At 72.2% G+C, this 23,884-nt stretch carries 23 protein-coding genes and 1 riboswitch; of the genes, 11 read left to right on the top strand and 12 right to left on the bottom strand.

From position 1 onward, the window contains the following. The first annotated feature begins 125 nt into the window (after nucleotides 1-125). The 7 genes from pyrH to ACFXMG_RS24895 all read left to right on the top strand — a co-directional run bounded on the left by pyrH (nucleotide 126) and on the right by ACFXMG_RS24895 (nucleotide 7,970). Entirely contained in the window at nucleotides 126-893 is a 768-nt protein-coding gene (gene pyrH, locus ACFXMG_RS24925) for a UMP kinase (protein WP_383822910.1), read from the top strand. Nucleotides 894-993: 100 nt separating this feature from the next. Continuing rightward, nucleotides 994-1,551: a ribosome recycling factor gene (gene frr / locus ACFXMG_RS24920; protein WP_383822912.1), complete on the top strand. Its 558-nt coding sequence runs from the start codon at nucleotides 994-996 to the stop codon at nucleotides 1,549-1,551. Next, the gene (locus tag ACFXMG_RS24915) at nucleotides 1,551-2,660 is read left to right on the top strand and encodes a phosphatidate cytidylyltransferase (RefSeq protein WP_383822915.1); all 1,110 of its coding nucleotides are present in this window, start codon (nucleotides 1,551-1,553) and stop codon (nucleotides 2,658-2,660) included. Before frr ends, ACFXMG_RS24915 begins: the two co-directional genes overlap by 1 nt. A 203-nt stretch (nucleotides 2,661-2,863) precedes the next feature. Further along, entirely contained in the window at nucleotides 2,864-3,976 is a 1,113-nt protein-coding gene (gene rlmN, locus ACFXMG_RS24910; protein ID WP_383822917.1) for a 23S rRNA (adenine(2503)-C(2))-methyltransferase RlmN, read from the top strand. A 29-nt stretch (nucleotides 3,977-4,005) separates the two neighbouring features. Continuing rightward, nucleotides 4,006-4,115: riboswitch (TPP riboswitch) on the top strand. Nucleotides 4,116-4,195: 80 nt separating this feature from the next. Then, complete coding sequence (locus tag ACFXMG_RS24905; RefSeq protein WP_383822920.1) at nucleotides 4,196-5,281, top strand: thiamine ABC transporter substrate binding subunit; 1,086 nt, start codon at nucleotides 4,196-4,198, stop codon at nucleotides 5,279-5,281. A 38-nt stretch (nucleotides 5,282-5,319) separates the two neighbouring features. Beyond that, a complete protein-coding gene (locus ACFXMG_RS24900; protein WP_383822947.1) occupies nucleotides 5,320-6,933 on the top strand; it encodes an ABC transporter permease in 1,614 nt (537 codons plus the stop codon). After that, nucleotides 6,933-7,970 (top strand): ABC transporter ATP-binding protein, encoded by a 1,038-nt coding sequence (locus ACFXMG_RS24895; RefSeq protein WP_383822922.1) that lies wholly within the window; start codon nucleotides 6,933-6,935, stop codon nucleotides 7,968-7,970. Before ACFXMG_RS24900 ends, ACFXMG_RS24895 begins: the two co-directional genes overlap by 1 nt. 13 nt (nucleotides 7,971-7,983) lie before the next feature. Here the strand turns inward: ACFXMG_RS24895 and ACFXMG_RS24890 are convergent, their stop codons facing one another. From ACFXMG_RS24890 to ACFXMG_RS24870, 5 genes are all read right to left on the bottom strand, one after another. After that, entirely contained in the window at nucleotides 7,984-9,114 is a 1,131-nt protein-coding gene (locus tag ACFXMG_RS24890; RefSeq protein WP_383822925.1) for an LOG family protein, read from the bottom strand. 104 nt (nucleotides 9,115-9,218) lie between these two features. Beyond that, nucleotides 9,219-10,367 (bottom strand): hypothetical protein, encoded by a 1,149-nt coding sequence (locus tag ACFXMG_RS24885; protein ID WP_383822928.1) that lies wholly within the window; start codon nucleotides 10,365-10,367, stop codon nucleotides 9,219-9,221. Further along, nucleotides 10,349-11,077: an ABC transporter ATP-binding protein gene (locus ACFXMG_RS24880; RefSeq protein WP_383822932.1), complete on the bottom strand. Its 729-nt coding sequence runs from the start codon at nucleotides 11,075-11,077 to the stop codon at nucleotides 10,349-10,351. Before ACFXMG_RS24880 ends, ACFXMG_RS24885 begins: the two co-directional genes overlap by 19 nt. 226 nt (nucleotides 11,078-11,303) lie before the next feature. Then, nucleotides 11,304-12,683, bottom strand: coding sequence for an aspartate aminotransferase family protein (locus ACFXMG_RS24875; protein ID WP_383827631.1), 1,380 nt, complete (start codon nucleotides 12,681-12,683; stop codon nucleotides 11,304-11,306). Then, nucleotides 12,668-13,159, bottom strand: a complete 492-nt coding sequence (locus tag ACFXMG_RS24870; protein WP_030758710.1) for an Lrp/AsnC family transcriptional regulator — start codon at nucleotides 13,157-13,159, stop codon at nucleotides 12,668-12,670. Before ACFXMG_RS24870 ends, ACFXMG_RS24875 begins: the two co-directional genes overlap by 16 nt. Before the next feature lie 205 nt (nucleotides 13,160-13,364). On the opposite strand from ACFXMG_RS24870, the gene ACFXMG_RS24865 reads away from it, so the two are divergent. The 3 genes from ACFXMG_RS24865 (at nucleotide 13,365) to ACFXMG_RS24855 (ending at nucleotide 16,754) form a co-directional block, all read left to right on the top strand. Continuing rightward, the gene (locus tag ACFXMG_RS24865) at nucleotides 13,365-14,801 is read left to right on the top strand and encodes a gamma-aminobutyraldehyde dehydrogenase (RefSeq protein WP_383827633.1); all 1,437 of its coding nucleotides are present in this window, start codon (nucleotides 13,365-13,367) and stop codon (nucleotides 14,799-14,801) included. A 170-nt stretch (nucleotides 14,802-14,971) separates the two neighbouring features. Beyond that, nucleotides 14,972-16,135 carry a spermidine/putrescine ABC transporter substrate-binding protein gene (locus ACFXMG_RS24860; protein ID WP_383827635.1) on the top strand — a complete coding sequence of 388 codons (1,164 nt, stop codon included), beginning with the start codon at nucleotides 14,972-14,974 and terminating at the stop codon, nucleotides 16,133-16,135. Between the two features lie 73 nt (nucleotides 16,136-16,208). Continuing rightward, nucleotides 16,209-16,754, top strand: a complete 546-nt coding sequence (locus ACFXMG_RS24855) for a hypothetical protein (RefSeq protein WP_383827637.1) — start codon at nucleotides 16,209-16,211, stop codon at nucleotides 16,752-16,754. Here ACFXMG_RS24855 and ACFXMG_RS24850 read toward each other — a convergent pair. From ACFXMG_RS24850 to ACFXMG_RS24825, 6 genes are all read right to left on the bottom strand, one after another. Next, on the bottom strand, nucleotides 16,720-17,904 hold the full coding sequence (locus ACFXMG_RS24850) for a serine hydrolase domain-containing protein (RefSeq protein WP_383827639.1): 1,185 nt from the start codon (nucleotides 17,902-17,904) through the stop codon (nucleotides 16,720-16,722). The two genes, ACFXMG_RS24855 and ACFXMG_RS24850, sit on opposite strands and share 35 nt — an antisense overlap. 107 nt (nucleotides 17,905-18,011) lie before the next feature. Further along, nucleotides 18,012-18,725, bottom strand: a complete 714-nt coding sequence (locus ACFXMG_RS24845; RefSeq protein WP_383827641.1) for a response regulator — start codon at nucleotides 18,723-18,725, stop codon at nucleotides 18,012-18,014. Beyond that, a complete protein-coding gene (locus tag ACFXMG_RS24840) occupies nucleotides 18,722-19,783 on the bottom strand; it encodes a sensor histidine kinase (RefSeq protein ID WP_383827695.1) in 1,062 nt (353 codons plus the stop codon). Before ACFXMG_RS24840 ends, ACFXMG_RS24845 begins: the two co-directional genes overlap by 4 nt. A gap of 97 nt (nucleotides 19,784-19,880) precedes the next feature. After that, entirely contained in the window at nucleotides 19,881-20,660 is a 780-nt protein-coding gene (locus tag ACFXMG_RS24835) for an SAM-dependent methyltransferase (RefSeq protein ID WP_383827643.1), read from the bottom strand. Continuing rightward, on the bottom strand, nucleotides 20,660-21,346 hold the full coding sequence (locus tag ACFXMG_RS24830; RefSeq protein ID WP_383827645.1) for a glycerophosphodiester phosphodiesterase: 687 nt from the start codon (nucleotides 21,344-21,346) through the stop codon (nucleotides 20,660-20,662). The genes ACFXMG_RS24835 and ACFXMG_RS24830 overlap by 1 nt, the downstream gene beginning before the upstream one ends. Nucleotides 21,347-21,365: 19 nt before the next feature. Further along, nucleotides 21,366-22,397: an adenosine deaminase gene (locus ACFXMG_RS24825; protein WP_383827647.1), complete on the bottom strand. Its 1,032-nt coding sequence runs from the start codon at nucleotides 22,395-22,397 to the stop codon at nucleotides 21,366-21,368. A gap of 74 nt (nucleotides 22,398-22,471) precedes the next feature. On the opposite strand from ACFXMG_RS24825, the gene ACFXMG_RS24820 reads away from it, so the two are divergent. Continuing rightward, nucleotides 22,472-23,176 (top strand): DUF4190 domain-containing protein, encoded by a 705-nt coding sequence (locus tag ACFXMG_RS24820; protein ID WP_383827649.1) that lies wholly within the window; start codon nucleotides 22,472-22,474, stop codon nucleotides 23,174-23,176. On the opposite strand, the gene ACFXMG_RS24815 is transcribed toward ACFXMG_RS24820, so the two are convergent. Next, the gene (locus ACFXMG_RS24815) at nucleotides 23,144-23,728 is read right to left on the bottom strand and encodes an NADAR family protein (RefSeq protein WP_383827651.1); all 585 of its coding nucleotides are present in this window, start codon (nucleotides 23,726-23,728) and stop codon (nucleotides 23,144-23,146) included. The genes ACFXMG_RS24820 and ACFXMG_RS24815 overlap by 33 nt on opposite strands. Nucleotides 23,729-23,884 lie beyond the last annotated feature (156 nt).

Raw genomic sequence — 23,884 nt, 5'->3', positions numbered from 1 at the left:
GTCTGAGACAGTCGTCCCGCCCCGCGCGGGACGACCGCAGATGTGACGAGGAGGCCATTGCCGTACGGGAAACCCACGAGGACCCAGGGCAATGGCCTTCTTCGTATGTGCACGAGGAGATCTCCATGAATCAGGGCGCCGTACAGGGCGACGACGACAACAGCGGCAAGAAGCTCGGCCGCTACATGCTGAAGCTGTCCGGGGAAGCCTTCTCCGGCGGTACCGGTCTCGGTGTCGACCCCGACGTCGTGCACGCCATCGCGCGTGAGATCGCGGCCGTCGTCCGAGACGGCGCTCAGATCGCGATCGTGATCGGCGGCGGCAACTTCTTCCGTGGCGCCGAGCTCCAGCAGCGCGGCATGGACCGGGCCCGGTCCGACTACATGGGCATGCTCGGCACCGTGATGAACTGCCTCGCCCTCCAGGACTTCCTGGAGAAGGAGGGCATCGACTCGCGCGTCCAGACCGCCATCACCATGGGCCAGGTCGCCGAGCCGTACATCCCGCTGCGCGCCGTGCGCCACCTGGAGAAGGGCCGCGTGGTCATCTTCGGCGCCGGCATGGGCATGCCGTACTTCTCGACGGACACCACCGCCGCCCAGCGCGCGCTGGAGATCGACGCCGAGGCCCTCCTCATGGGCAAGAACGGCGTGGACGGCGTCTACGACTCCGACCCGAAGACCAACCCCGGCGCGGTCAAGTTCGACGCGCTGGAGTACGGCGAGGTCATCTCGCGCGACCTCAAGGTCGCCGACGCCACCGCCATCACGCTGTGCCGCGACAACAAGCTCCCGATCCTCGTCTTCGAACTGCTCGCCGAGGGCAATATCGCGCGCGCCGTGACGGGTGAGAAGATCGGCACGCTCGTGAGCGACCAGGGCACCCGGGCCTGAGCCACACCCGAACCGGGAACCGCCCCGCACGGGGCTGGACGACAGCCCTGCCGGTCGTACACCGTGCAGGACACAACGCGACGACACGCAGGAGCATGTGGTGATCGAAGAGACCCTCCTCGAGGCCGAGGAGAAGATGGAGAAGGCCGTCGTGGTCGCCAAGGAGGACTTCGCCGCGATCCGCACCGGCCGTGCGCACCCGGCGATGTTCAACAAGATCGTGGCCGACTACTACGGCGCCATCACGCCCATCAACCAGCTGGCCTCGTTCTCGGTGCCGGAGCCGCGCATGGCCGTGGTGACCCCGTTCGACAAGAGCGCGCTGCGCAACATCGAGCAGGCCATCCGCGACTCGGACCTCGGCGTCAACCCGAGCAACGACGGCAACATCATCCGGGTGGTGTTCCCCGAGCTGACCGAGGAGCGCCGCAAGGAGTACATCAAGGTCGCCAAGGGCAAGGCCGAGGACTCCAAGATCTCGATCCGCTCCGTGCGCCGCAAGGCCAAGGAGACCATCGACAAGCTCGTCAAGGACGGCGAGGTCGGTGAGGACGAGGGCCGGCGCGCGGAGAAGGAGCTCGACGACACCACCGCGAAGTACGTCGCGCAGGTGGACGAGCTGCTGAAGCACAAGGAAGCCGAGCTCCTCGAGGTCTGATGAACGACTCATCCTGGGGGGCGCCGGCGGCCGGTTCAGGTCTCGGCGGACCCGACCAGGGGCCTGCCCCGGCGGGTCCCGCCCACGATCGGCACCGGGCGGCGCAGACTCGCCCCATGCCCATCGTGCCCGACGTTCCCGCCGGCGGATTCCAGGACGGACACGGACGGGGGGCCGCTCACCAGAGCGGTCCCCTGTTCCGTGACGAGCAGCCGCACGAGCACCCGCAGGAGCCCATGCCCAGCCCCGCCTCGCCTCCTCCGCCGGCCCCGGCCCCCGCGCCGCGGCAGAAGAAGAGCGCGGGCCGGGACCTGGGCGCGGCGATAGGGGTCGGAGTCGGTCTCGGGGCAGTGATCATCGTGTCGCTGTTCATCTGGCCGCCGGCCTTCGTCGGCGTCATAGCGGTGGCCGTGGTCGTCGGTCTGTGGGAGCTGACCTCGCGGCTCCAGGAGCGCAAGGGCATCAAGGCGCCGCTGGTGCCGCTCGCGGTCGGCGGCGCGGCGATGGTCGTCGCCGGATACGTACGGGGCCCCGAGGGCGCCTGGGTCGCGATGGCCCTGACGGCGCTCGCGGTGCTCGTCTGGCGGATGACGGAACCCCCCGAGGGGTATCTGAAGGACGTCACGGCGGGCGTCTTCGCCGCGTTCTACGTGCCGTTCCTGGCGACCTTCGTGGCGCTGCTGCTGACCGCGGACGACGGGCCGTGGCGGGTGCTCACGTTCCTGCTGCTCACGGTGGTCAGCGACACCGGGGCGTACGCGGTGGGCTGGCGGTTCGGCAAGCACAAGCTGGCGCCGCGGATCAGCCCCGGCAAGACCCGCGAGGGACTGTTCGGCGCGGTGGCCTTCGCGATGGCGGCCGGCGCGCTGTGCATGCAGTTCCTGATCGACGACGGCACCTGGTGGCAGGGTCTGATCCTCGGCCTGGCGGTGGCGGCGAGCGCGACGCTCGGCGACCTCGGCGAGTCGATGATCAAGCGGGACCTTGGCATCAAGGACATGGGGACGCTGCTCCCCGGCCACGGCGGCATCATGGACCGGCTGGACTCGCTGCTGCCGACGGCGCCGGTGGTGTGGCTGCTGCTCGCGCTGTTCGTCGGCACGGGCTGAGCGTTCACCCGCCGGGGATCGTCGTCGGAACGGGTTGACGGACAGCGGGTACTCTGGAAGGGCTCGGGGCGTGTGTCCCGGGCCCTTTCGTCGTCCTCGCCGCCGCGGGGACGGTCCAGTGAGGTCGCCCCGGCACCGCCGTGCCGTGCTCCCCGCCATCGCGGGACGTCCGACCTCGTGCCTGTTTGAGGAGAGACGCCGCCGTGGCTCGTCCGGCCCCCGGAGAACTCACTTTCGTCGCCCCCCGCGGAGCCAAGAAGCCGCCGCGGCACCTCGCCGACCTCTCGCCCGCCGAGCGGAAGGAGGCCGTCGCCGCGATCGGCGAGAAGCCCTTCCGCGCGAAGCAGCTGTCGACGCACTACTTCTCGCGGTACGCGCACGACCCCGCCGCGTGGACCGACATCCCGGCCGCCTCGCGGGAGAAGCTGGCCGGGGAGCTGCTGCCCGACCTGATGTCGGTGGTGCGGCACATCTCGTGCGACGACGACACCACCCGTAAGACGCTGTGGCGGCTGCACGACGGCACGCTCGTCGAGTCGGTGCTCATGCGCTACCCGGACCGGGTGACGATGTGCATCTCCTCGCAGGCCGGCTGCGGCATGAACTGCCCGTTCTGCGCGACCGGGCAGGCCGGTCTCGACCGGAACCTGTCGACCGCCGAGATCGTGCACCAGATCGTCGACGGCATGCGCGCGCTGCGCGACGGCGAGGTGCCGGGCGGTCCGGCGCGGCTGTCGAACATCGTCTTCATGGGGATGGGCGAGCCGCTCGCCAACTACAAGCGGGTCGTCGGCGCCATCCGGCGGCTGACCGACCCCGAGCCGGACGGTCTGGGCATCTCCCAGCGCGGGATCACCGTGTCCACGGTGGGTCTGGTGCCGGCGATGCTGCGCTTCGCCGACGAGGGCTTCAAGTGCCGGCTCGCGGTGTCGCTGCACGCGCCGGACGACGAGCTGCGGGACACGCTGGTGCCGGTGAACACGCGCTGGAAGGTGCGGGAGGTGCTGGACGCGGCGTGGGAGTACGCGGAGAAGTCCGGGCGCCGGATCTCCATCGAGTACGCCCTCATCCGGGACATCAACGACCAGGCGTGGCGCGGTGACCTGCTCGGCAAGCTGCTCAAGGGCAAGCGGGTGCACGTCAACCTGATCCCGCTGAACCCGACGCCGGGCTCGAAGTGGACGGCGTCCCGGCCGGAGGACGAGAAGGCGTTCGTCGACGCGATCGCCCGGCACGGTGTGCCGGTGACCGTCCGTGACACCCGGGGTCAGGAGATCGACGGTGCCTGTGGACAGCTCGCGGCCTCCGAGCGCTGACCTTGTACCCTGAGCTCGAACACACCTGCATATTCCGACAGGGGAGCGCCACAGCGCTGAGAGTGCGGTAACCGTAGACCGCAGACCCTCTGAACCTCGCCCAGGTCATTCTGGGTAGGGAGTTCGGTCGTAACTCGAGCTGTTGCGCCCTGCCCGCGTCCGGTCTCCGGTCGCGGGCGGGGCCGCGTCTCTTCCTGGTCCCACCCAGGAGGACAACACATGAACACCAAGAAGGCCGCCGCCGTCGCGCTGGCCGCGGCGCTCGGCATCACGAGCCTCGCCGCCTGCTCCACCGAGGACGTCCGCGACGCCGCGGGGAAGTCCGGTGCGCCGGTGCCGAAGACCGTGACCCTCGTGAGCCACGACTCGTTCAACGCCTCCAAGGAGGTGCTGGCGGAGTTCACGAAGCAGACCGGTTTCACCGTGAAGGTGCTGAAGGCCGGTGACGCGGGCGAGGCCGTCAACAAGGAGATCCTGACCAAGGGCTCCCCGCAGGGCGACGTCTTCTTCGGCGTCGACAACACGCTGCTCTCCCGCGCCGTGGAGAACGGCATCTTCGTGCCGTACGAGGCGAAGGGCCTGGACCGGATCCCGGACACCTTCAAGCTCGACAAGCGGGTGACGCCGGTCGACACCGGTGACATCTGCGTCAACTACGACAAGAAGTTCTTCGCGGACAGGAAGCTGGCGCCGCCGCAGACCTTCGACGACCTGGCGAAGCCGCAGTACAAGGACATGCTGGTGGTGGAGAACCCCGAGCGGTCCTCCCCGGGCCTCGGTTTCCTGCTCGGCACGGTCGCGAAGTACGGCGACGACGGCTGGCAGGACTACTGGAAGAAGCTGAAGGCGAACGGCGTGAAGACCGTCGACAGCTGGGAGCTCGCCTACAACCAGGAGTTCTCCGGCTCGGCCGGCGGCAAGGAGGCCAAGGGCGACCGCCCGCTGGTCGTCTCCTACGCCTCCAGCCCGCCGGTCGAGGTGCTGTACGCGGAGCCGCAGCCGAAGGAGGCGCCCACCGGGGTGTCCGCCGGCACCTGCTTCCGGCAGATCGAGTTCGCGGGGCTGCTGAACGGGGCGAAGAACCCCGAGGGCGGCAAGGCGCTGATCGACTTCCTGATCTCGAAGAAGTTCCAGGACGATATGCCGCTCCAGATGTTCGTCAACCCGGTGGCGAAGGACGCGACCCTGCCGGAGCTGTTCACCCAGCACGGTGTGGTCGTGGAGCAGCCGGAGACGATGGCTCCGGAGAAGATCGCCGAGAAGCGTGAGGCGTGGATCCAGCAGTGGTCGTCGCTCCTCAAGTGAGGCGTGACCGCCGGGGGAGCGCGGCGCGGCTGGGGCTGATGGCCCTGCCCGTCGCGTTCTTCGCGGTGTTCTTCGCCTGGCCCGTCGTGTCGATCGTCGAGCGCGGGCTGCGGCCCGCCGGCGCCTGGGACCTGGGCGTGATCGGGGCGACGCTGGGCCGGTCCGACATCCTCGACGTGCTCGGCTTCACCGTGTGGCAGGCGGCCGCCTCCACGGGGCTGACGCTGCTGGTGGCGCTGCCGGGGGCGTATGTCTTCGCCCGCTTCGCGTTCCCCGGGAAGGGGGTGCTGCGGGCGGTCGTGACCGTGCCGTTCGTGCTGCCGACGGTGCTGGTGGGGACGGCGTTCCTGGCGCTGGTGGGGCGGGGCGGGTTCACCGACGCGCTGTGGGGGCTGCGGCTCGACACGACGGTGTGGGCGATCCTCCTCGCGCACGTCTTCTTCAACTACGCGGTCGTCGTCCGGACGGTCGGCGGGCTGTGGGCGCAGCTCGATCCGCGGCAGGAGGAGGCGGCGCGGGTGCTGGGCGCGTCGCGGTGGCGGGCGTGGCGGACGGTGACGCTGCCCGCGCTGGTGCCGGCGGTGTCGGCGGCGGCGCTGATGGTCTTCCTCTTCACCTTCACGTCCTTCGGTGTCGTGCAGATCCTCGGCGGGGACGCGTACACGACGCTGGAGGCGGAGATCTACCGGCAGACGGCGCGGCTGCTCGATCTGCGGACGGCGGCGGTGCTGACGCTGGTGCAGTTCGTGGCGGTGGGGGCGATCCTCGCCGTGCACGCGCGGACGGTGCGGCGGCGGGAGACGGCGCTGCGGCTGGTGGCGCCGGAGCTGACCGCGCGGCGGCCGCGCGGCTTCGGGCAGTGGGCGCTGCTCGCCGGGGTGCTGGTGTCGGTGGCGGTGCTGATCCTGCTGCCGCTCGGGGTGCTGGCGGAGCGTTCCTTCGCGACGCCGGAGGGGTACGGGCTGCGCTACTACCGGGCGCTGGGGTCGCTGGACGAGGCGGGGACGTTCCTGGTGCCGCCGCTGGAGGCGGTGGGGAACTCGCTGCGGTACGCGGTGGCGGCGACGGCGATCGCGGTGGTGGTCGGCGGGCTGGCGGCGGCGGCGCTGACGCGGCGGGCGGGGCGGCTCGTGCGGGGGTTCGACGCGCTGCTGATGCTGCCGCTCGGGGTGTCGGCGGTGACGGTGGGTTTTGGTTTTCTGATCACGCTGGACGAGCCGCCGTTCGATCTGCGGGCCAGCTGGATCCTCGTACCGCTCGCGCAGGCGTTGGTCGGTGTGCCCTTCGTGGTACGGACGATGCTGCCGGTGCTGCGGGCGGTGGACGAGCGGCTGCGGGAGGCGGCGGCGGTGCTCGGGGCGTCGCCGTGGCGGGCGTGGCGTGAGGTGGACCTGCCGCTGGTGCGGCGGGCGCTGCTGATCGCCGCCGGGTTCGCCTTCGCGGTGTCGCTCGGCGAGTTCGGCGCGACGGTGTTCATCGCGCGGCCCGACAATCCGACGCTGCCGGTCGCGGTGGCGCGGCTGCTCGGCCGGCCGGGCGAGCTCAACTACGGGCAGGCGATGGCCCTGTCGACGATTCTGATGGTGGTGTGCGCGGTGTCCCTGCTGCTGCTTGAACGGCTGCGCACCGACCGGACCACCGGGGAGTTCTGATGCTGACCCTTGAGGGAGCGACGGTACGGTTCGGAGCTCGGGCGGTCCTGGACGCGGTGGACCTGGAGGTGGCCGAGCACGAGATCGTGTGCGTGCTGGGGCCGAGCGGGTCCGGGAAGTCGACGCTGCTGCGGGCGGTCGCCGGGCTCCAGGCGCTGGACGAGGGCCGGGTGCTGCTGGCCGGCGCCGACCAGGCGGGGGTGCCGGTGCACCGGCGCGGGGTGGGCCTGATGTTCCAGGACCACCAGCTCTTCCCGCAGAAGGACGTCGCCGGGAACGTGGCCTTCGGGCCGCGGATGCACGGTATGCCGAAGGACGAGCGGGTGGCGCGGGTCGAGGAGCTGCTCGACCTGGTCGGGCTGCCGGGCGCGGGCCGGCGGCCGGTCGCCGTGCTGTCCGGCGGTGAGCAGCAGCGGGTGGCGCTGGCCCGGGCGCTGGCGCCCCGGCCCCGCCTGCTGATGTTGGACGAGCCGCTGGGGCAGCTGGACCGGGGGCTGCGGGAGCGGCTGGTGGTGGAGCTGCGGCAGTTGTTCGGGCGGCTCGGCACGACGGTCCTCGCGGTCACCCACGACCAGGGGGAGGCGTTCGCCCTCGCGGACCGGGTGGTGGTCATGCGGGACGGCCGCATCGTGCGCTCGGGCACCCCGGTGGAGGTGTGGCAGCGCCCCGGCTCGGAGTTCGTGGCCCGCTTCCTCGGCTTCGAGAACGTCGTCCCGGCCACGGTGTCAGGGACGCTGGCGGAGACGCCCTGGGGCCGTATCCCGGTCCCGGAGGGCTCCCCCCAGGGAGAACGCACCCTCCTGGTCCGCCCGGCAGGCGTCCAGGTCACGGCCACGGGCAAGGCCCTCCCCTGCCGGGTGGAGTCCCGTACCTTCCGGGGCCACCACGTCTCGGTCCTCCTCCGCCCCCCGTCCGGCCCCCCGCTGGAGGCGGAGCTCCCGCTGCGGGAGGTCCCGGAGGAGGGCGCTGAGGTGGCGGTGACGTTCCGCCCGGAGGACGTGGTGGTGCTGGACGGGGAGGGTCGGAGCGGGTCGTAGCGGGGGCGTACCGCTAAGGGGCACCCAGGCGTTCGAGGGCTGCCGGGGCTTCGTCGATGGTGTCGACGAGGGTGGTGCGGGTGGCCATGGGGCGGTCCTCGGCGAGGGATCGCAGGAGGGGCCAGGCGGGGAGGTGGGTGGTCCAGTGGGCGCGGTCCACCAGGACCATGGGGGTGGCCAGGGTGCCGTAGTAGTTCGGGGTGGCGTGGGCGAAGATCTCCTGGACGGTGCCGGCGGCGCCGGGGAGGAAGACGACGCCGGAGGTGGAGCGGGCCAGGAGGCCGTCTTCGCGGAGGGCGTTGGCGAAGTACTTGGCGATGCGGCCGGCGAAGGCGTTGGGGGGTTCGTGGCCGTAGAACCAGGTGGGGATGCCGGTCGAGTCGCCGCCTCCCGGTAGCAGCGCCCGTACGGCGAAGGCGGCGCGGGCCCAGTCCGTCACCGAGGGGGTGAAGGAGGGGGCCTTCGCCAGGAGGGCCAGGGCTTCCGGGAGGGCCGCGTCGTCGAAGGGGGCCAGGTAGGCGCCCAGGTTGGCCGCCTCCATGGCGCCCGGGCCGCCGCCGGTGGTGACCGTGTAGCCGGCGCGGGCCAGGGTGCGGCCCAGGCGGGCGGCGCCCGCGTAGGCGTCGGTGCCGCGGGCCATCGCGTGGCCGCCCATGACGCCGACGACCCGCCGGCCGGCGAGGTGTTCGTCGAGGGCGTCGCCGACGGCGTCGTCGTGGATCGAGCGGAGCATGGAGGAGAAGACGTCGCCGTCGACGCGGGTGGCGCCGAACCAGGCGTAGGAGCGGGCGTCGGGGGTCGCCTCGTATCCGCCGGGCCCGGTGACGCCCTCGTACAGCTCTTCGGGGGTGCAGAGGGCGTTGCGGTACGGGTCGAAGGGGAGGTCGGGGACGGGCGGGAAGACCAGCGCGCCGTCGGCCCGCACCTTGGCCGCCGCCTCCGGCTCCATCGGGCAGCCGAGGAAGACGGTGCCGGCGGTGGAGCCGGTGAGCAGGGCGAAGGTGCGGTCGGTGAGGTCGACGGACTGGACCCGGTGCCCGGCGAGGCCGCCGGGCCGGGCGAGCGACGCGTCGAACTCGTCCAGGGTGTGGATCTCGCGGACGCGTCCCTGCGGGCGCGGCGGTGGTGGGGGCGTCGTCGCCATGGGCCCACGATAGGCGGGCCCTGGCGACGCGGCCTCCCGCTTTTCCGGCCCCGCTTTTCCGGCCCCGCTTTTCCGGCCCCGGTCTTCCGGGGCGGGACGGGTGGTCAGGCGGTGAGGGGGAGGGCGGCGAGTTCGCCGATGAGCCAGGTGAGGGGGAGGAAGACGGCGAGGAGGGCTCCGGCGCGGAGCAGGGCCGCGGTGCGCAGGACGGTCGGCGGGGCGCCGAGCCGGGCCAGGGCCTCGGTGGTGTGGGCGCGGCACTGGCGGGACTCCAGGGCGGCGGTGAGCAGGGTCGCCAGGGTGCAGGCCATGACGACGCCGGCGCCGAGGCCGGTGAGCGGTCCGAAGGCGGTGCCGCCGTCCTGGGCCGCGTACACGGTGGCGGCGGCGAGGGTGCCGGAGAGGACCGCGCAGACGACGCCGAGGGGGCGGCCGATGCGGCCGGCCTCGTCCATGAGGACGCGGCCGGCGAGGAGCCGGACGGCGCCGGGCCGGGCGGTCTGGAGGAGCCGTCCGGCCAGGTGGGTGAGGCCGGGGCCGGCGAGCGCGAGTCCGCCGGCGGTGAGGATCCAGCCGGCGAGGACGCCGGCGGGGGAGCCGTCGAAGCGGCCGGGCAGGGCGACGCCGTCGCCGCCGCCGCGCCCCGCGTACGTCTCCACGGCGAGGCCGACGGCGATGAGCGCGACGCCCCACGGCAGGCCGTTCGGGACGGGCCGGGCGGCGCCCTCGGGGGCGGGGGTGCCGGTGCGGGGGCGCAGGGCGAGGCCGGCGGCGGTGGCGCCGGCGACGGGCACGATCGCGAGGAGGGTGAGGGCGGCGGCCAGCGGCAGTGGCTGGTCGGCGGCGAGGAGTCCGGCGGCGGCCCCGTCGAAGGGGAGGCCGGTGATGTCGCCGCGCAGGTGCAGGTAGACGAGGAGGGCGACCATCGAGCCCAGCGTGCAGGCGACGGCCGTGGAGGTGGCGGCGATGGCGGTGAGCCGGGCCGGGCCGAGGCCGATCGAGGAGAGCCCGGGGCGGGGCCGGGTGGCCGGGTCGGTGCGGGCGACGGCGACGGCGAACTGGACGGTGGCGGCGATCGGCAGCGCGCACCAGAGGAGCCGCAGCGCGGAGGCGGCGGCGTGCTCGGGGTGGCCGACGGCGTAGCCGAGGGTGCACAGCAGCAGGAAGCCCACGCCGGCGGCGGCCGCGGCGACGAGGAGCCGCCGCAGCTGGACGAGCGGGTGGGAGCCGCGGACTAGACGGAGAGCGAGCACGCGGCGACGCCCTCCGCCCCCGTGGCGGGCGGCACGCTGCCGGCCCGGCGTCCGTCGAGGAGGGTGACCGTGCGGTCGGCGAGCGCCGCGACCTCGCCGTCGTGGGTGGCGAGGAGCACGGTGATGCCGTGCGAGCGGGCGGCGGCGGTGAGGGTGCGGAGCACCTGCGCGCCGTCGGCCCGGTGCAGGGCGGCGGTGGGTTCGTCGGCGAAGAGGACGGAGGGGGCGGCGGCGAGCGCGCGGGCGATGGCGACGCGCTGGCGCTGCGAGTGGGTGAGGCCGTGCGGGCGGACGGCGGCGCAGGCGCCGATGTCGAGCCGGTCGAGCCACTCGCGGGCGGCGGTCCGCGCGGCCCGGTGGGGGATCCCGCGCAGCAGCAGCGGCAGGGCGGTGTTCTCCCAGGCGGTGAGTTCGGGGACGAGTCCGGGCTCGGGGCCGATCCAGCCGAAGCGTTCGCGGCGGAGCCGTTCGCGTCCGGCGCGGGGCAGGGTGTGGACGGGGGAGCTGTTGAACCAGACCTCGCCCTTCTGGGCGGGGAGCTCGCCGGAGAGGCAGCGCAGGAGGGTGGTCTTGCCGCTGCCGCGGGGGCCGGTCACGGCGAGGATCTCGCCTTCGCGGACGCCGACGGAGACGCCGCTGAGGGCCTCCGTGCCGCCGAGGGAGCAGTGCAGGGAACGCGCCCAGAGCACGTCGTTGTCCGGTGGGGCCATCGCGTACACCTCGATGTCGGATCCGATACTTGCGTTCCCCCGTCCGGGGGAACGAGGGTCGGGCCTGTCGGTCACTGGGCACCGTAAGTATTCGGATCCGTTTGTACGGACAGCACGCGGCCCGGGCCGCCGCCATCCACTCGGATGGCGGCATGCCCGGGCCGCGGGGGTCACGCCGTGAGGGCGGCGTGAGGGCGGGAACCTCGGGGGATGGTTCCCGTGGGACTCAGAGCTTGGTCCACGCCTCGGTCAGCACCGACCGCAGGATGCCCTCGATCTCGTCGAAGGTGCCCTGGTCGGCGATGAGCGGCGGGGCCAGCTGGATGACCGGGTCGCCGCGGTCGTCGGCACGGCAGTACAGGCCGTTGTCGAAGAGCGCCTTGGACAGGAAGCCGTACAGGACGCGCTCGGTCTCCTCGTCCGTGAAGGACTCCTTGGTGACCTTGTCCTTGACGAGCTCGATGCCGTAGAAGAAGCCGTTGCCGCGGACGTCGCCGACGATCGGGAGGTCGTGCAGCTTCTTCAGGGTGTCGAAGAAGTTGCCCTCCTGGTCGAGGACGTGCTGGTTCAGGCCCTCCTTGTCGAAGATGTCCAGGTTGGCGATCGCGACCGCCGAGGACACCGGGTGGCCACCGAAGGTGTAGCCGTGGAGGAAGGTGTTGTCGCCCTTGTAGAACGGCTCCGCGATGCGGTCCGAGACGATGCAGGCGCCGATCGGGGAGTAGCCCGAGGTCATGCCCTTGGCGCAGGTGATCATGTCCGGCACGTAGCCGAACTTGTCACAGGCGAACATCGTGCCGAGGCGGCCGAAGGCGCAGATCGTCTCGTCGGAGACGAGGAGCACGTCGTACTGGTCGCAGATCTCGCGGACGCGCTGGAAGTAGCCGGGCGGCGGCGGGAAGCAGCCACCGGCGTTCTGCACCGGCTCCAGGAAGACGGCCGCGACGGTGTCGGGGCCCTCGAAGAGGATCTGCTGCTCGATCTGGTCGGCGGCCCAGCGGCCGAACGCCTCGGGGTCGTCGCCGTGGATCGGGGCGCGGTAGATGTTGGTGTTCGGCACCTTGTGCGCGCCGGGGACCAGCGGCTCGAAGGGGGCCTTCAGGGCCGGCAGGCCGGTGATGGACAGGGCGCCCTGCGGGGTGCCGTGGTAGGCGACCGCACGCGAGATGACCTTGTACTTGGTGTGCTTGCCCTGGAGCTTGAAGTACTGCTTGGCGAGCTTCCACGCGGTCTCGACGGCCTCGCCGCCACCGGTGGTGAAGAAGACCTTGTTGAGGTCGCCCGGGGCGTAGTCGGCGAGGCGCTCGGCGAGCTCGACGGCCTTGGGGTGCGCGTACGACCACACGGGGAAGAACGCGAGCTCCTGGGCCTGCTTGTACGCGACCTCGGCCAGCTCCTGGCGGCCGTGTCCGGCGTTGACCACGAAGAGGCCGGCGAGGCCGTCGAGGTAGCGCTTGCCCTTGTCGTCGAAGATGTACGTGCCCTCACCGCGGACGATGGTGGGGACGGGGCTGTTCTCGTACGACGACATGCGGGTGAAGTGCATCCACAGGTGGTCGTAGGCAGTCTTGGAGAGGTCCTGGGTCACGGTTATCGGGTTCCCCACATATAGGTCTGCTTCTTGAGCTTCAGGTAAACGAAGCTCTCGGTGGAGCGCACGCCGGGGAGCGTGCGGATCCGCTTGTTGATCACTTCCAGAAGGTGGTCGTCGTCCTCGCAGACGATCTCCACCATCAGGTCGAACGAGCCCGCGGTCATCACCACGTACTCGCACTCGGGCATGTCGGTCAGCGCTTCGGCGACCGGATCCAGGTCACCCTCGACGTGGATGCCGACCATCGCCTGCCGCCTCAGGCCCACGGTGAGCGGGTCGGTGACGGCGACGATCTGCATGACGCCCTGGTCGAGGAGCTTCTGGACGCGCTGCCGCACGGCCGCTTCGGAGAGGCCGACGGCCTTGCCGATGGCGGCGTAGGGACGGCGGCCGTCCTCCTGGAGCTGCTCGATGATCGCCAGGGAGACGGCATCGATCGTCGGGGACGAACCGGTTCCGGTTCTGGAGTCTGCGCTTCGACTGGCCACGTCCTCACTGTGCACCGAGATGCGCCGTCGCGCAACCCCAGAGCGATGTAATTCGTTGTCTGAGGGCTCTGATGTCACTGAATCCGAAGTGGAGAGGGGTCGGGGCTGTTGAAAGCGTCAGCCGAGCAAGTAGGCTGAGGTGTCTCGCCCATCGGGACGCCCGCACAAGGCCGTGCGGAACAGAACGTGACAGGAGGGGTGGCAAGTGACCACCGAGCTGCGCCGGCTGCGTAACTACATCGACGGAGAGTTCCGCGACGCGGCCGACGGCCGCACGATCGAGGTGATCAACCCGGCCACCGGCGAGGTGTACGCGACCTCCCCGCTCTCCGGCCAGGCCGACGTCGACGCCGCCATGGAGGCCGCCGCGGCCGCCTTCCCCGCCTGGCGCGACACCACGCCGTCCGAGCGCCAGAAGGTGCTCCTCAAGATCGCCGACGCCTTCGAGGAGCGCGCCGACGACCTCATCGCCGCCGAGGTCCTGAACACCGGCAAGCCGACCGCCCTCGTCGCGAGCGAGGAGGTTCCGCCGATGGTGGACCAGATCCGCTTCTTCGCCGGCGCCGCCCGTCTGCTCGAGGGCCGCTCGGCCGGCGAGTACATGGAGGGCATGACCTCGATCATCCGCCGCGAGCCGGTCGGCGTCTGCGCCCAGGTCGCGCCGTGGAACTACCCGATGATGATGGCCGTGTGGAAGTTCGCCCCGGCGCTCGCCGCGGGCAACACGGTCGTCCTCAAGCCCTCGGACACCACCCCCGCCTCCACGGTCCTGATGGCCGAGATCATCGGCTCGATCGTCCCCAAGGGCGTCTTCAACGTCATCTGCGGCGACCGCGAGACCGGCCGCGCCATGGTCGAGCACCCCACCCCGGCGATGGCCTCCATCACCGGCTCCGTCCGGGCCGGCATGCAGGTCGCCGAGTCGGCGGCCAAGGACGTCAAGCGCGTCCACCTGGAGCTGGGTGGCAAGGCCCCGGTCGTGGTCTTCGAGGACACCGACATCGAGGCGGCCGTCGGCGACATCTCCGTCGCGGGCTTCTTCAACGCCGGCCAGGACTGTACGGCCGCCACCCGCGTGCTCGTCCACGAGTCCATCCACGACGAGTTCGTCGCCGCGCTCGCCAAGGCCGCCGCCGAGACGAAGACCGGTCAGCCGGACGACGAGGACGTGCTCTACGGCCCGCTCAACAACGCCAACCAGCTGAAGCAGGTCTCCGGCTTCATCGACCGCCTCCCGGCCCACGCCAAGGTCGAGTCCGGCGGTCACCGCGTCGGCGACAAGGGCTACTTCTACGCCCCGACCGTCGTCTCCGGCCTGAAGCAGGACGACGAGATCATCCAGAACGAGGTCTTCGGCCCGGTCATCACCGTCCAGTCCTTCACGGACGAGGCCCAGGCCCTGGAGTTCGCCAACGGCGTCGAGTTCGCCCTGGCCTCCTCCGTCTGGACCAAGGACCACCAGCGCGCCATGCGCATGTCCAAGTCGCTCGACTTCGGCTGCGTCTGGATCAACACCCACATCCCGCTGGTCGCCGAGATGCCGCACGGCGGCTTCAAGAAGTCCGGCTACGGCAAGGACCTCTCCGCGTACGGCTTCGAGGACTACACGCGCATCAAGCACGTGATGACCTCGCTGGGCTGAACCGCCCGGTAGTCCCGGAGCCCTCGTGGTTCCGGTACGGCCCCGGCACCCGTCGATCGGATGATCGACAAGGTGTCGGGGCCGTGCCGTGCCGCTCGACGGACCGTCCATTGCGGCGGCCGGGAGCCGGGCGGGATGCTTCGCGGGTGAGAGCGACAGCAAGGAACACCATGCCCCGCCGGTCCGTCCTGCGGGGTCTCGGCGCCGCCGGAGCCACCGGCCTCCTCGCCGCCTGCGGCGTGAAGCCCGCCTACGTCGCCGAGAGCGAGCGCGCCGGCCGGGACCTGTCCGGCCGCGAGCGCAACGTCACGTTCGCGAACTGGCCGCTCTACATCGACACCGACGACGAGGACCCGCAGAAGCGGCCCAGCCTCGACGCCTTCCGGAAGCGGACCGGGATCTCCGTCCACTACACGGAGGAGATCAACGACAACGACGAGTTCTTCGGCAAGATAGGCCCGGCCCTGATGAACGGCCAGGCCACCGACCGCGACCTCATCGTCGTCAGCGACTGGATGGCCGCCCGCTTCGTCCGTCTCGGCTGGGTCCAGAAGATGGACCGCGCCGCCCAGACCAACGTCGCCGAGCACCTCGACCCCCAGCTGCGCCGCCCCGCCTTCGACCCCGGCCGGCTCCACTCCGTGCCCTGGCAGTCCGGCATCACCGGCATCGCCTACAACCGGCGCCGGCTCGGCCGCGAGCTGCGCTCCACCCGCCAGCTGTGGGACGCCGACCTGCGCGGCAAGGTCACCCTCCTCTCCGGCCTCGACGAGTCCATCTCCCTGCTCATGCAGGGCAACGGCGCCGACGTCACGCGCTGGACCGAGGACGACTTCCACGCCGTCTGCGACCAGATCGAGAAGCTCGTCCGCACGAAGCACATCCGCCGTTTCACCGGCAACGACTACATCAAGGACCTCGCCGGCGGGGACGTGCTGGCCTGCCAGGCGTACTCCGGCGACGTCATCCAGCTCCAGGCCGACAACCCCGACATCGAGTTCGTCGTGCCCGAGGAGGGCGGCGAGCTGTGGGCGGAGTCGCTGATGATCCCCAACCTCGCGCGCCACAAGACCAACGCCGAGAAGCTCGTCGACTACTACTACGAGCCCGAGGTCGCCGCCGAACTCGCCGCCTGGGTCAACTACGTCTGCCCGGTCCCGGCCGCCCAGGCCGTGCTCGCCGACTCCGGCGACGAGGAACTCGCCGCGCTCGCCGAGGACCCGCTCATCTTCCCCGACAAGGACATGCGGAGCCGGCTCTCCATCGCCCGCGACATCACCTCCGGCGAGCGCCGGGCCATGGCCAAGCGGTGGAACGGGATCGTCGGCCTCTGAGACGGCCCGGCCACCCCGGAGACGTACCACCCCCCGTTTTTGAACGCGTTCAGGGCGGGCGTACGCTGGGCCCATGAGCGACACGAACGGGCCGAGAGCCCTTCTCGCGCGCATCCGCGCCTGGCTGATCTTCTTCGTCGTCTGTCTCGTCCTGAGCGGGGCCACCGCCTTCCCGCTCGTCACCGAACTCCGCTGGCTCGACTCCTCATTGACCGGCTGGGCCGCGCCCGTCGCCGACGCCCTGCCCGGTCTCGCCGAGTGGATCCACAAGGTGGCGGGCGGGGTCGAGGCGGCCGGCGCCGACGCGCCGTACCTCCTCTACGGCACCGACTGGCTGGCCTTCGCCCACCTCGTCATCGCCGTCGCCTTCTACGGGCCCTACCGCGACCCGGTCCGCAACATCTGGGTCGTCGAGTTCGGCATGATCGCCTGCGTCGGCATCGTTCCCCTCGCCCTGATCTGCGGGCCGATCCGCGACATCCCCTTCTGGTGGTCGGTCATCGACATGTCCTTCGGGGTCTTCGGCATCCTGCCGCTGCTCCACGTGCGCCGCATGATCAAGCGCGTCGAAGCGGCCGGTGGGGTCACCGCGACGGCAGGCCGTATGTCGCCAGCATGAGTTCCAGGGCCGTGGGGTTCATGGACTGGCCCTTGGCGTCGGTGGAGTTGACGCTGTAGACCAGGGTCCGCTCGCCGTGGCGGGTCGAGGAGATGGCCGCGTTGTAGCCCCAGCGGCCGCCGGTCTTGCCCCACACCTCGCGCCCGCCGAGCCGCTTCATCGACAGGCCCGACGAGTACGCGGCCGGGTCGCCGGAGCCGAAGTCGGTGACCTTCGGGAGGGTGAACATCTCCTCCAGGAGCGGGCCGCGGACCACCCGGCCCGCGAACAGGGCCCGGGTGAACCGCTCCAGGTCCGCCGTGGTCGAGATCAGGTCGCCGGCCGCCCAGCCGTCCGTCACCCCCCAGACCGAGACGTCCCGCAGCCCGGTCGTGCCGTCGTCCAGCCGCATCGTCTGATAGCCGTGGTTGTACGGGCCCCGGATCCCCGGGTCCTCGCCGGGGAAGTACGTGTCCCGGAGCCCGAGCGGGCGCAGGATCCGCCGCTCCACCTGCTCCTCGTACGCGTCCCCGGTCACCCGCTCCACGAGCAGGCCCGCGATCGTGTAGCCGATGTTGAGGTAGTGCTGGCGGGTGCCGGGGCGGAACTCGCGCGGCTTCGCGGTCGCCGAGCGGACCAGCTCCTCCGGCTCGTGGACGGCGAAGCGGTTCTCGTACCACTCCTCCACCGTCGTCCCGGGGAAGTCCGCCGCCGGGATGCCGTGCGTGTGGTTCAGCAACTGGCGGACGGTCACCCTCGCGTACCGGCCGGGGATCAGCTCCGGCAGGTACGAGCGGGCCGTGCGGTCCAGGTCGATCCGGCCCTCGGCGGCGAGCTGGAGGACGGTCGCCGCCGTGAAGACCTTCGTCACCGAACCGGCCCGGAAGCGGCCCGCCGGGTCCGCCGGCGCCCCCGACTCCAGGTCGCGCACGCCCGCGCTGCCCCGCCAGACACCCTCGGTGCCGCCCACCCGGACCAGCGCCGCCGTCGCGTCGGCGCGCGGCAGGCCGGCGATCACCGCCGACAGGTCCGGGACGGCCGGCGCGGTCGCCGCGGCAGCCGGTGCCGGTGCCGCGAAGGCGGGGGAGACGGTGGCGGGGACCGCCGCGACGCCCAGCACCAGGGCGGCGGCGAGCAGAGTGCGGGTGGACTTCCCCGTGGACTTCCGCATGGACTTCCTCATGGTCAACTCCGGTGACTTGAGCCGTTGTTCTCGATGGCTCCATCCTGCTCACCTGCCGTGATCCACGGATCGCCCGCACCGGTGGTCCTCGCCGGTCAGTCCCTCGTCCGCGCGGGGGAGGATCCGGTGCCCGGGAGTCCCCCGGGCGGGGGAGGGCCCGGCGCGACCAGGCCCGTCTCGTACGCGCAGATCACCGCCTGGATCCGGTCCCGCAGCCCCAGCTTCGCCAGCACGTTCCCCACATGGGTCTTCACCGTGTGCTCGCTGACCACCAGCTCCGCCGCGATCTCCGCGTTCGACAGGCCCCGCGCGAGCAGCAGCAGCGTCTCCCGCTCCCGGCCCGTCAGCACCTCAAGGCGGGGGTCGGGGCCCACCGCCCGGCGCGGGCCGCCCGCCGTGTACTGCTCCACGAGCCGGCGGGCCACCGAGGGCGCGAGGAGCGAGTCGCCCGCCGCCACCACCCGCACCGCGTGCACCAGGTCGTCCCGGCGCACGTCCTTGAGGAGGAAGCCGCTCGCGCCCGCGTGCAGCGCCTCGTACACGTACGCGTCCGAGTCGAAGGTCGTCAGGATCACCGTCCGGCAGGCGCTCTCCGCGCCGATCGTCCGGCACGCCTCGATGCCGTCCATCCGGGGCATCCGGATGTCGAGCAGCGCCACGTCGGGCCGGAGGCGGCGCACCGCCTCCACCGCCGCCGCCCCGTCGGCGACCTCCGCGACGACCTCGATGTCGTCCTGGACGTCGAGGATCAGGGCGAAGCCGCTGCGGACCAGCTCCTGGTCGTCGGCCACCACCACACGGATCGTCACGGTCCCACCTCCGCGGGGGAGGGTACGGGCAGTTCCGCCCGCACCTCGAATCCGGTGCCGCCCGGCCCCGCGCCCACGGTCGCCGCGCCGCCGTGCGCCGCTGCCCGCTCCCGTATCCCGGCCAGACCGTGGCCCGCCGTCCTGCCCGCCGCCGGGAGGGGCGAGGGGCGCGGGCCACGGCCGTCGTCGGTGACCAGGACGGTGAGCCGGGCGCCGGACCGGTCGATCCGGACGGTGGCGGTACGGGCCCGGGCGTGCCGGACGGTGTTGGTGAGGGCCTCCTGCGCGATCCGGTACACGGTCGCCGCGAGCGGCGCGGGCAGCCCCGCCACCGCGCCGGAGGTCTCGTACCGCACGTCGAGACCGCCGGCCCGCACCCGGTCGAGCAGCGCGGGCAGCTCGTCCAGGCCCGGCTGCGGCGCCCGGCCGTCCCCGGCGTCCTCGTCGCGCAACAGGCCCAGCATCCGCCGCAGTTGGTCCATCGCGTCCCGTCCGGTCGCGGAGATCGCGTCGAACGCGGCCTCCGCCCGCTCCGGCGCCCTGCGCACCGCCACCGGACCGGCCTCCGCCTGCACGATCATCAGGCTCACCGCGTGCGACAGGATGTCGTGCATCTCCCGGGCGATCCGGGCCCGTTCGCGGGCCGCCGCCCGCTCCGCCTCGACCAGGTGCGCCCGCTGCCGGGCGTCGGTGAGCCGCCCGAAGACGTAGGCCGCGCCGAACACGAAGAGGGAGAAGGTGAGTTCGCGGACCGAGCGGGTGTTGAGCCATACCGACACCGGCACCGCGACCAGCAGCAGCCCCGCCGTCACCGCCCGCTGCCAGGCCGGCGCGAGCACCGCGATCGTGTGGACGCACACCAGCCCCTGGTACGGCAGCGGCTGCCCGGGTCCCTCCATCGTCAGCTGGTACAGCGCGCTCGCGGCGAGCACCGCGAGCAGCACCGCCATCGGCGCCCGCCGCCGCCACACCAGCGGCAGCACGGTCAGCGTCGTCAGCCCGTACGCCGCCCAGGTCGCCGGCTCCAGCTCCGGCGCGCGCGGCACGACGAAGGGCATCGTCACCGCCGCCTGCACGAGCAGCGCGAGCCCCGCGTCCACGGCCCCCGGATGCGCCGCGCCCCACTCCCGGGCTGCCCCACCCCCCGTATCCGCATTACGGCTTGCGGCCCACCGCGCCGAACTGCGCCACCGCGGCGGCCTCCGGCGCGCCCCACCGGGAGCAGGAGACGATGCCGGGTTCGAGGAGCTCCAGGCCGTCGAAGAAGGAGGTGAACTCCTCGCGGGTGCGGGCGGTGATCGGCGGGGTGGCGTTCTCGTTCCAGAACGCCATCGCCGCCTTGTTGCCCTCGCCGCCGAGCTCCGGCTCCAGCGTCGGGTGGGTGAGGACGAGGTGGCTGCCGGACGGCACGGCGTCCATGAGCGTCCGCACGATCGACCGGGCCTTTCCGGTGTCGAGGACGAAGTTGAGGATGCCGAGCATCAGCACCGCCACCGGCCGGTCCAGGTCGAGCACCTCGCCGGCCGCCGCCAGGATCCGCTCCGGGTCGTGGGCGTCGGCGTCGACGTACTCGGTGACGCCCTCGGGGGCGCTGGTGAGGAGCGCGCGGGCGTGGGTGAGGACGATCGGGTCGTTGTCGACGTAGACGATCCGGGCGTCCGGCGCGATCCGCTGCGCGACCTCGTGGGTGTTGTCGGCGGTCGGCAGTCCGGTGCCGATGTCGAGGAACTGGCGGATCCCGGCCCCGTCGGCGAGCCGGGTGACCGCGCGGCCGAGGAACGCCCGGTCCGCGCGGGCGACGTCGCCGATGCTCGGGTGGAAGGAGGTGACCTGGTCGCCGACGGCCCGGTCGACCGGGTAGTTGTCCTTGCCGCCCAGCCAGTAGTTCCACACCCGGGCGTTGTGGGCGATGTCGGTCCGGATCCGGTCGTTCATCAGGGGGCCTTTCGCAGGACGTCGGCGAGGGTGTCGACCCGGTTGGTGGTGATCGAGTCGACCCCGTTCGCGATCAGCCTACGCATGCTCCTGCGGGTGTCGGGCGTCCAGGCCGAGACGAGCAGCCCGTCCCGGTGCACGCGCTCGGTGAGCGCCCGACTGGTCAGTCCCCAGCGGTAGTTGAGCCACTTCGGGCGGACGGCGTCGAGCAGCACGGGCCGGGGCGGTGCGAGCGAGGTCCAGGTGAGGGCGATCTCCGCGTGCGGGTCGGCGGCCCGGACCTGGAGCATGGCGACGGCGCCGGCGCAGTAGTAGACCCGCTCGCCGGCGCCGGCCTCGCGGACGGCGCCGACGATCCGGCGGACCGAGTCCTCGTTCCCGCCGGGCAGGTCGAGCATCAGCCGGTGCGCCCCGGCGGCCAGGAGCGCGTCGCGGAGCGTCGGCACCCCGTCGTACGTCAGCTCGCGCAGTTGCGCGTGGCTGAGCGCGGCGAGCGGCCGGTCGTGGCCCCAGAGCCGCTTCAGGGTGTCGTCGTGGAGCAGGACGGGCACCCCGTCCTTCGTGAGCCGGACGTCGACCTCGACCGCGTCCGCGCCCCGCTCGAAGGCGGAACCGATCGAGGGGAGGGTGTTCTCGCGGGCGCGGTAGGGGTCGCCGCGGTGGCCTACGACAGTGACAGATCGCATGGGCCCATTCTCGGGGGCCTCAACGCGCCAGCCAGTTCTCCGTGTACGTGTCGATCTCGGCGGTCAGCCGGTCCTTGCCGGCCGGGTCGAGGAAGGACGCCTCGACGGCGTTCTTCGCGAGGCCCGCGACACCGCGCTCGTCGAGGCCGAGGAGGCGGGCGGCGACGGCGTACTCGTTGTTCAGGTCGGTGCCGAACATCGGCGGGTCGTCGCTGTTGACGGTGACCAGGACCCCGGCGTCCACCATCTGCCGGATCGGGTGCTCGTCGAGGGTGGCCACGGCGCGGGTCGCGATGTTGGAGGTCGGGCAGACCTCCAGGGCGATCCGGTGCTCCGCGAGGTACGCGAGGAGCCCGGGGTCCTGGACGGAGCTGGTGCCGTGGCCGATCCGCTCGGCGCCCAGGTCGCGGATGGCGTCCCAGACGGTCTCCGGGCCGGTGGTCTCGCCGGCGTGCGGGACCGAGCGGAGCCCGGCCGCGCGGGCCCGGTCGAAGTACGGCTTGAACTGCGGGCGCGGCACCCCGATCTCGGGGCCGCCGAGGCCGAAGGAGACGAGGCCCTCGGGGCGGATGCCGTCGGTGACGGCGAGCCGCGCGGTCTCCTCGGCGGCCTCCAGGCCGGCCTCGCCGGGGATGTCGAAGCACCAGCGCAGCACGGTGCCGAACTCGGCCTCCGCCGCCTTGCGGGCGTCCTCGATCGCCGCCATGAACGCCCGCTCCTCGATGCCGCGGCGGGTGGAGGAGTACGGGGTGATGGTTAGCTCGGCGTAGCGGATGTTCTGCCGGGCCATGTCGCGGGCGACCTCGAAGGTCAGCAGCCGGACGTCCTCGGGGGTGCGCACGAGGTCCACGACGGAGAGGTACACGTCGATGAAGTGCGCGAAGTCGGTGAAGGTGAAGTAGTCGGCGAGCGCCTCCGGGTCCGTGGGGACCTTGGAGTCCGGATGCCGGGCGGCCAGCTCGGAGACGATCCGGGGGGAGGCGGAGCCCACGTGGTGGACGTGCAGCTCGGCCTTGGGCAGGCCCGCGATGAAGGGGTGGAGATCGGTCATCGGGTCATCGTAGGCCGGGCGGGGGCGGCCGGCCGGGACGCCGTAGCATGACGGGACCACGGAGGGAGCCCCGATTGTCCAGGAACGCAGAGCAGGACCCGCAGGACCGGGACGCGGCCGACCCGTGGGCCCCGCGGCGGCGGGCGGACGAGGCCGTGGACCTGGGCAAGCGGCCCGCGGCGGACCGTCCGGTGCACGACCAGCCGACGGTCACCTCCCTGCCGACCGGGGACCTGGCCGCCGGTGAGCTGCCGCCGCCCCCGGTCGCCCCCGGCGGCCCGTCCTCGTACGGCGCCCCCGCGCCCGTGGGCGGCTACGGGTACCCGGCCGCCGGCCCGTCCTCGTACGGCTATCCGCCGGCGTCGGGCCCCGGCGCGTACGGCTATCCGCCGGCGTCGGGCCCCGGCGCGTACGGCTATCCGCCGGCCCACCCCTCGCCGTACGGGCGGACAGCCGGCCAGTACAACGGCATGGGCACGGCGGGCATGGTGCTGGGGATCATCGGTACCTGCCTCTTCTGGTTCTACGGCCTCCCGTCGATCGTCCTCGGTGTCCTCGCCCTGATCTTCGGTCTCCTCGGGCGCAAGCGCGTCCAGCGGGGCGAGGCGGGCAACGGCGGGGCCGCCACCGCGGGCATCGTGCTCGGCGTCGTCTCCACCGTCCTCGGCGCGGCGGTCCTCGCCTTCGTCGTCTGGCTCTTCCTGCGGATCGACGAGTACGAGGAGAGCGAGGGCGGCGGGACGACCTCAGCGGTCCTCGTCGTCGACGCCCGCCGCTGACCCGGCGCCGGTACGCAGCCGCTCCCGCGCCTCCATCAGCGCGAAGCCCAGCAGGTTGAGCCCGCGCCAGCGGGCCGGGTCGTGGGCGCCGGGGTCACCGGCGGCGAGGCCGATGCCCCAGACGCGGTCCAGCGGGCTCGCCTCCACCAGGACCCGGGTGCCGGTCCCGAGCAGATAGCTCCGCAGCCCCTCGTCGGAGGCGAACTTGTGGACGCTGCCGGCCACCACGATCCCCAGGCGCTCCCGCGCCCACACGGTCTCGTCGAAGCCGCGGACCATCCGGCCCGCGTTCTTCGCCTCCGCCGGGGTGCGGGCGGCGAGCGCCGTCCGCTCCGCCTCGGCGTCGCCGAAGAGGCGCGCCTTCTCCGCCATCATCCAGTGCTCCGCCGTGGCGTACCGCACCCCGTCGCTTTCGAAGGGTGACGGCCACCATTGGCTCAGACAGCTCGCCGTGAGCCGTCCGTCCGGGGCCGGACGGTGGCCCCAGAAGTGCAGCCACTTCACCTTCTCACCCCTGCTGACCTGCTGTGTCAGCTCCTCGACGGTCTTCATGCACGCGAGTCTGGCATTAGCGACCGACATTCCGTACGAAGATTTTCCTGCCGCCTCGACACTTGGTCGACCGATTCCGTCGAGTAACCAAAAGGCAACAACGGAATCACTTGTTCGAGTCGTATCCCTCTGTCAGGATCGGCACTCAATTCGAGC

Source organism: Streptomyces sp. NPDC059201, from assembly GCF_042754585.1.
Lineage (GTDB): Bacteria > Actinomycetota > Actinomycetes > Streptomycetales > Streptomycetaceae > Streptomyces.
Note: the sequence above shows the minus strand (reverse complement) of the source record. Positions and strands in the feature narration are given on the sequence as shown.

What these genes read in the sequence shown, in the direction of transcription:
- pyrH (WP_383822910.1), top strand. Translation starts at nt 126, where the DNA reads ATGAATCAGGGCGCCGTACAGGGCGACGACGACAACAGCGGCAAGAAG.
- ACFXMG_RS24915 (WP_383822915.1), top strand. Translation starts at nt 1,551, where the DNA reads ATGAACGACTCATCCTGGGGGGCGCCGGCGGCCGGTTCAGGTCTCGGC.
- ACFXMG_RS24905 (WP_383822920.1), top strand. Translation starts at nt 4,196, where the DNA reads ATGAACACCAAGAAGGCCGCCGCCGTCGCGCTGGCCGCGGCGCTCGGC.
- ACFXMG_RS24900 (WP_383822947.1), top strand. Translation starts at nt 5,320, where the DNA reads ATGGCCCTGCCCGTCGCGTTCTTCGCGGTGTTCTTCGCCTGGCCCGTC.
- ACFXMG_RS24895 (WP_383822922.1), top strand. Translation starts at nt 6,933, where the DNA reads ATGCTGACCCTTGAGGGAGCGACGGTACGGTTCGGAGCTCGGGCGGTC.
- ACFXMG_RS24890 (WP_383822925.1), bottom strand. Translation starts at nt 9,114, where the DNA reads ATGGCGACGACGCCCCCACCACCGCCGCGCCCGCAGGGACGCGTCCGC.
- ACFXMG_RS24880 (WP_383822932.1), bottom strand. Translation starts at nt 11,077, where the DNA reads ATGGCCCCACCGGACAACGACGTGCTCTGGGCGCGTTCCCTGCACTGC.
- ACFXMG_RS24860 (WP_383827635.1), top strand. Translation starts at nt 14,972, where the DNA reads ATGCCCCGCCGGTCCGTCCTGCGGGGTCTCGGCGCCGCCGGAGCCACC.
- ACFXMG_RS24855 (WP_383827637.1), top strand. Translation starts at nt 16,209, where the DNA reads ATGAGCGACACGAACGGGCCGAGAGCCCTTCTCGCGCGCATCCGCGCC.
- ACFXMG_RS24850 (WP_383827639.1), bottom strand. Translation starts at nt 17,904, where the DNA reads ATGCGGAAGTCCACGGGGAAGTCCACCCGCACTCTGCTCGCCGCCGCC.
- ACFXMG_RS24840 (WP_383827695.1), bottom strand. Translation starts at nt 19,783, where the DNA reads ATGCCCTTCGTCGTGCCGCGCGCGCCGGAGCTGGAGCCGGCGACCTGG.
- ACFXMG_RS24835 (WP_383827643.1), bottom strand. Translation starts at nt 20,660, where the DNA reads ATGAACGACCGGATCCGGACCGACATCGCCCACAACGCCCGGGTGTGG.
- ACFXMG_RS24830 (WP_383827645.1), bottom strand. Translation starts at nt 21,346, where the DNA reads ATGCGATCTGTCACTGTCGTAGGCCACCGCGGCGACCCCTACCGCGCC.
- ACFXMG_RS24825 (WP_383827647.1), bottom strand. Translation starts at nt 22,397, where the DNA reads ATGACCGATCTCCACCCCTTCATCGCGGGCCTGCCCAAGGCCGAGCTG.
- ACFXMG_RS24815 (WP_383827651.1), bottom strand. Translation starts at nt 23,728, where the DNA reads ATGAAGACCGTCGAGGAGCTGACACAGCAGGTCAGCAGGGGTGAGAAG.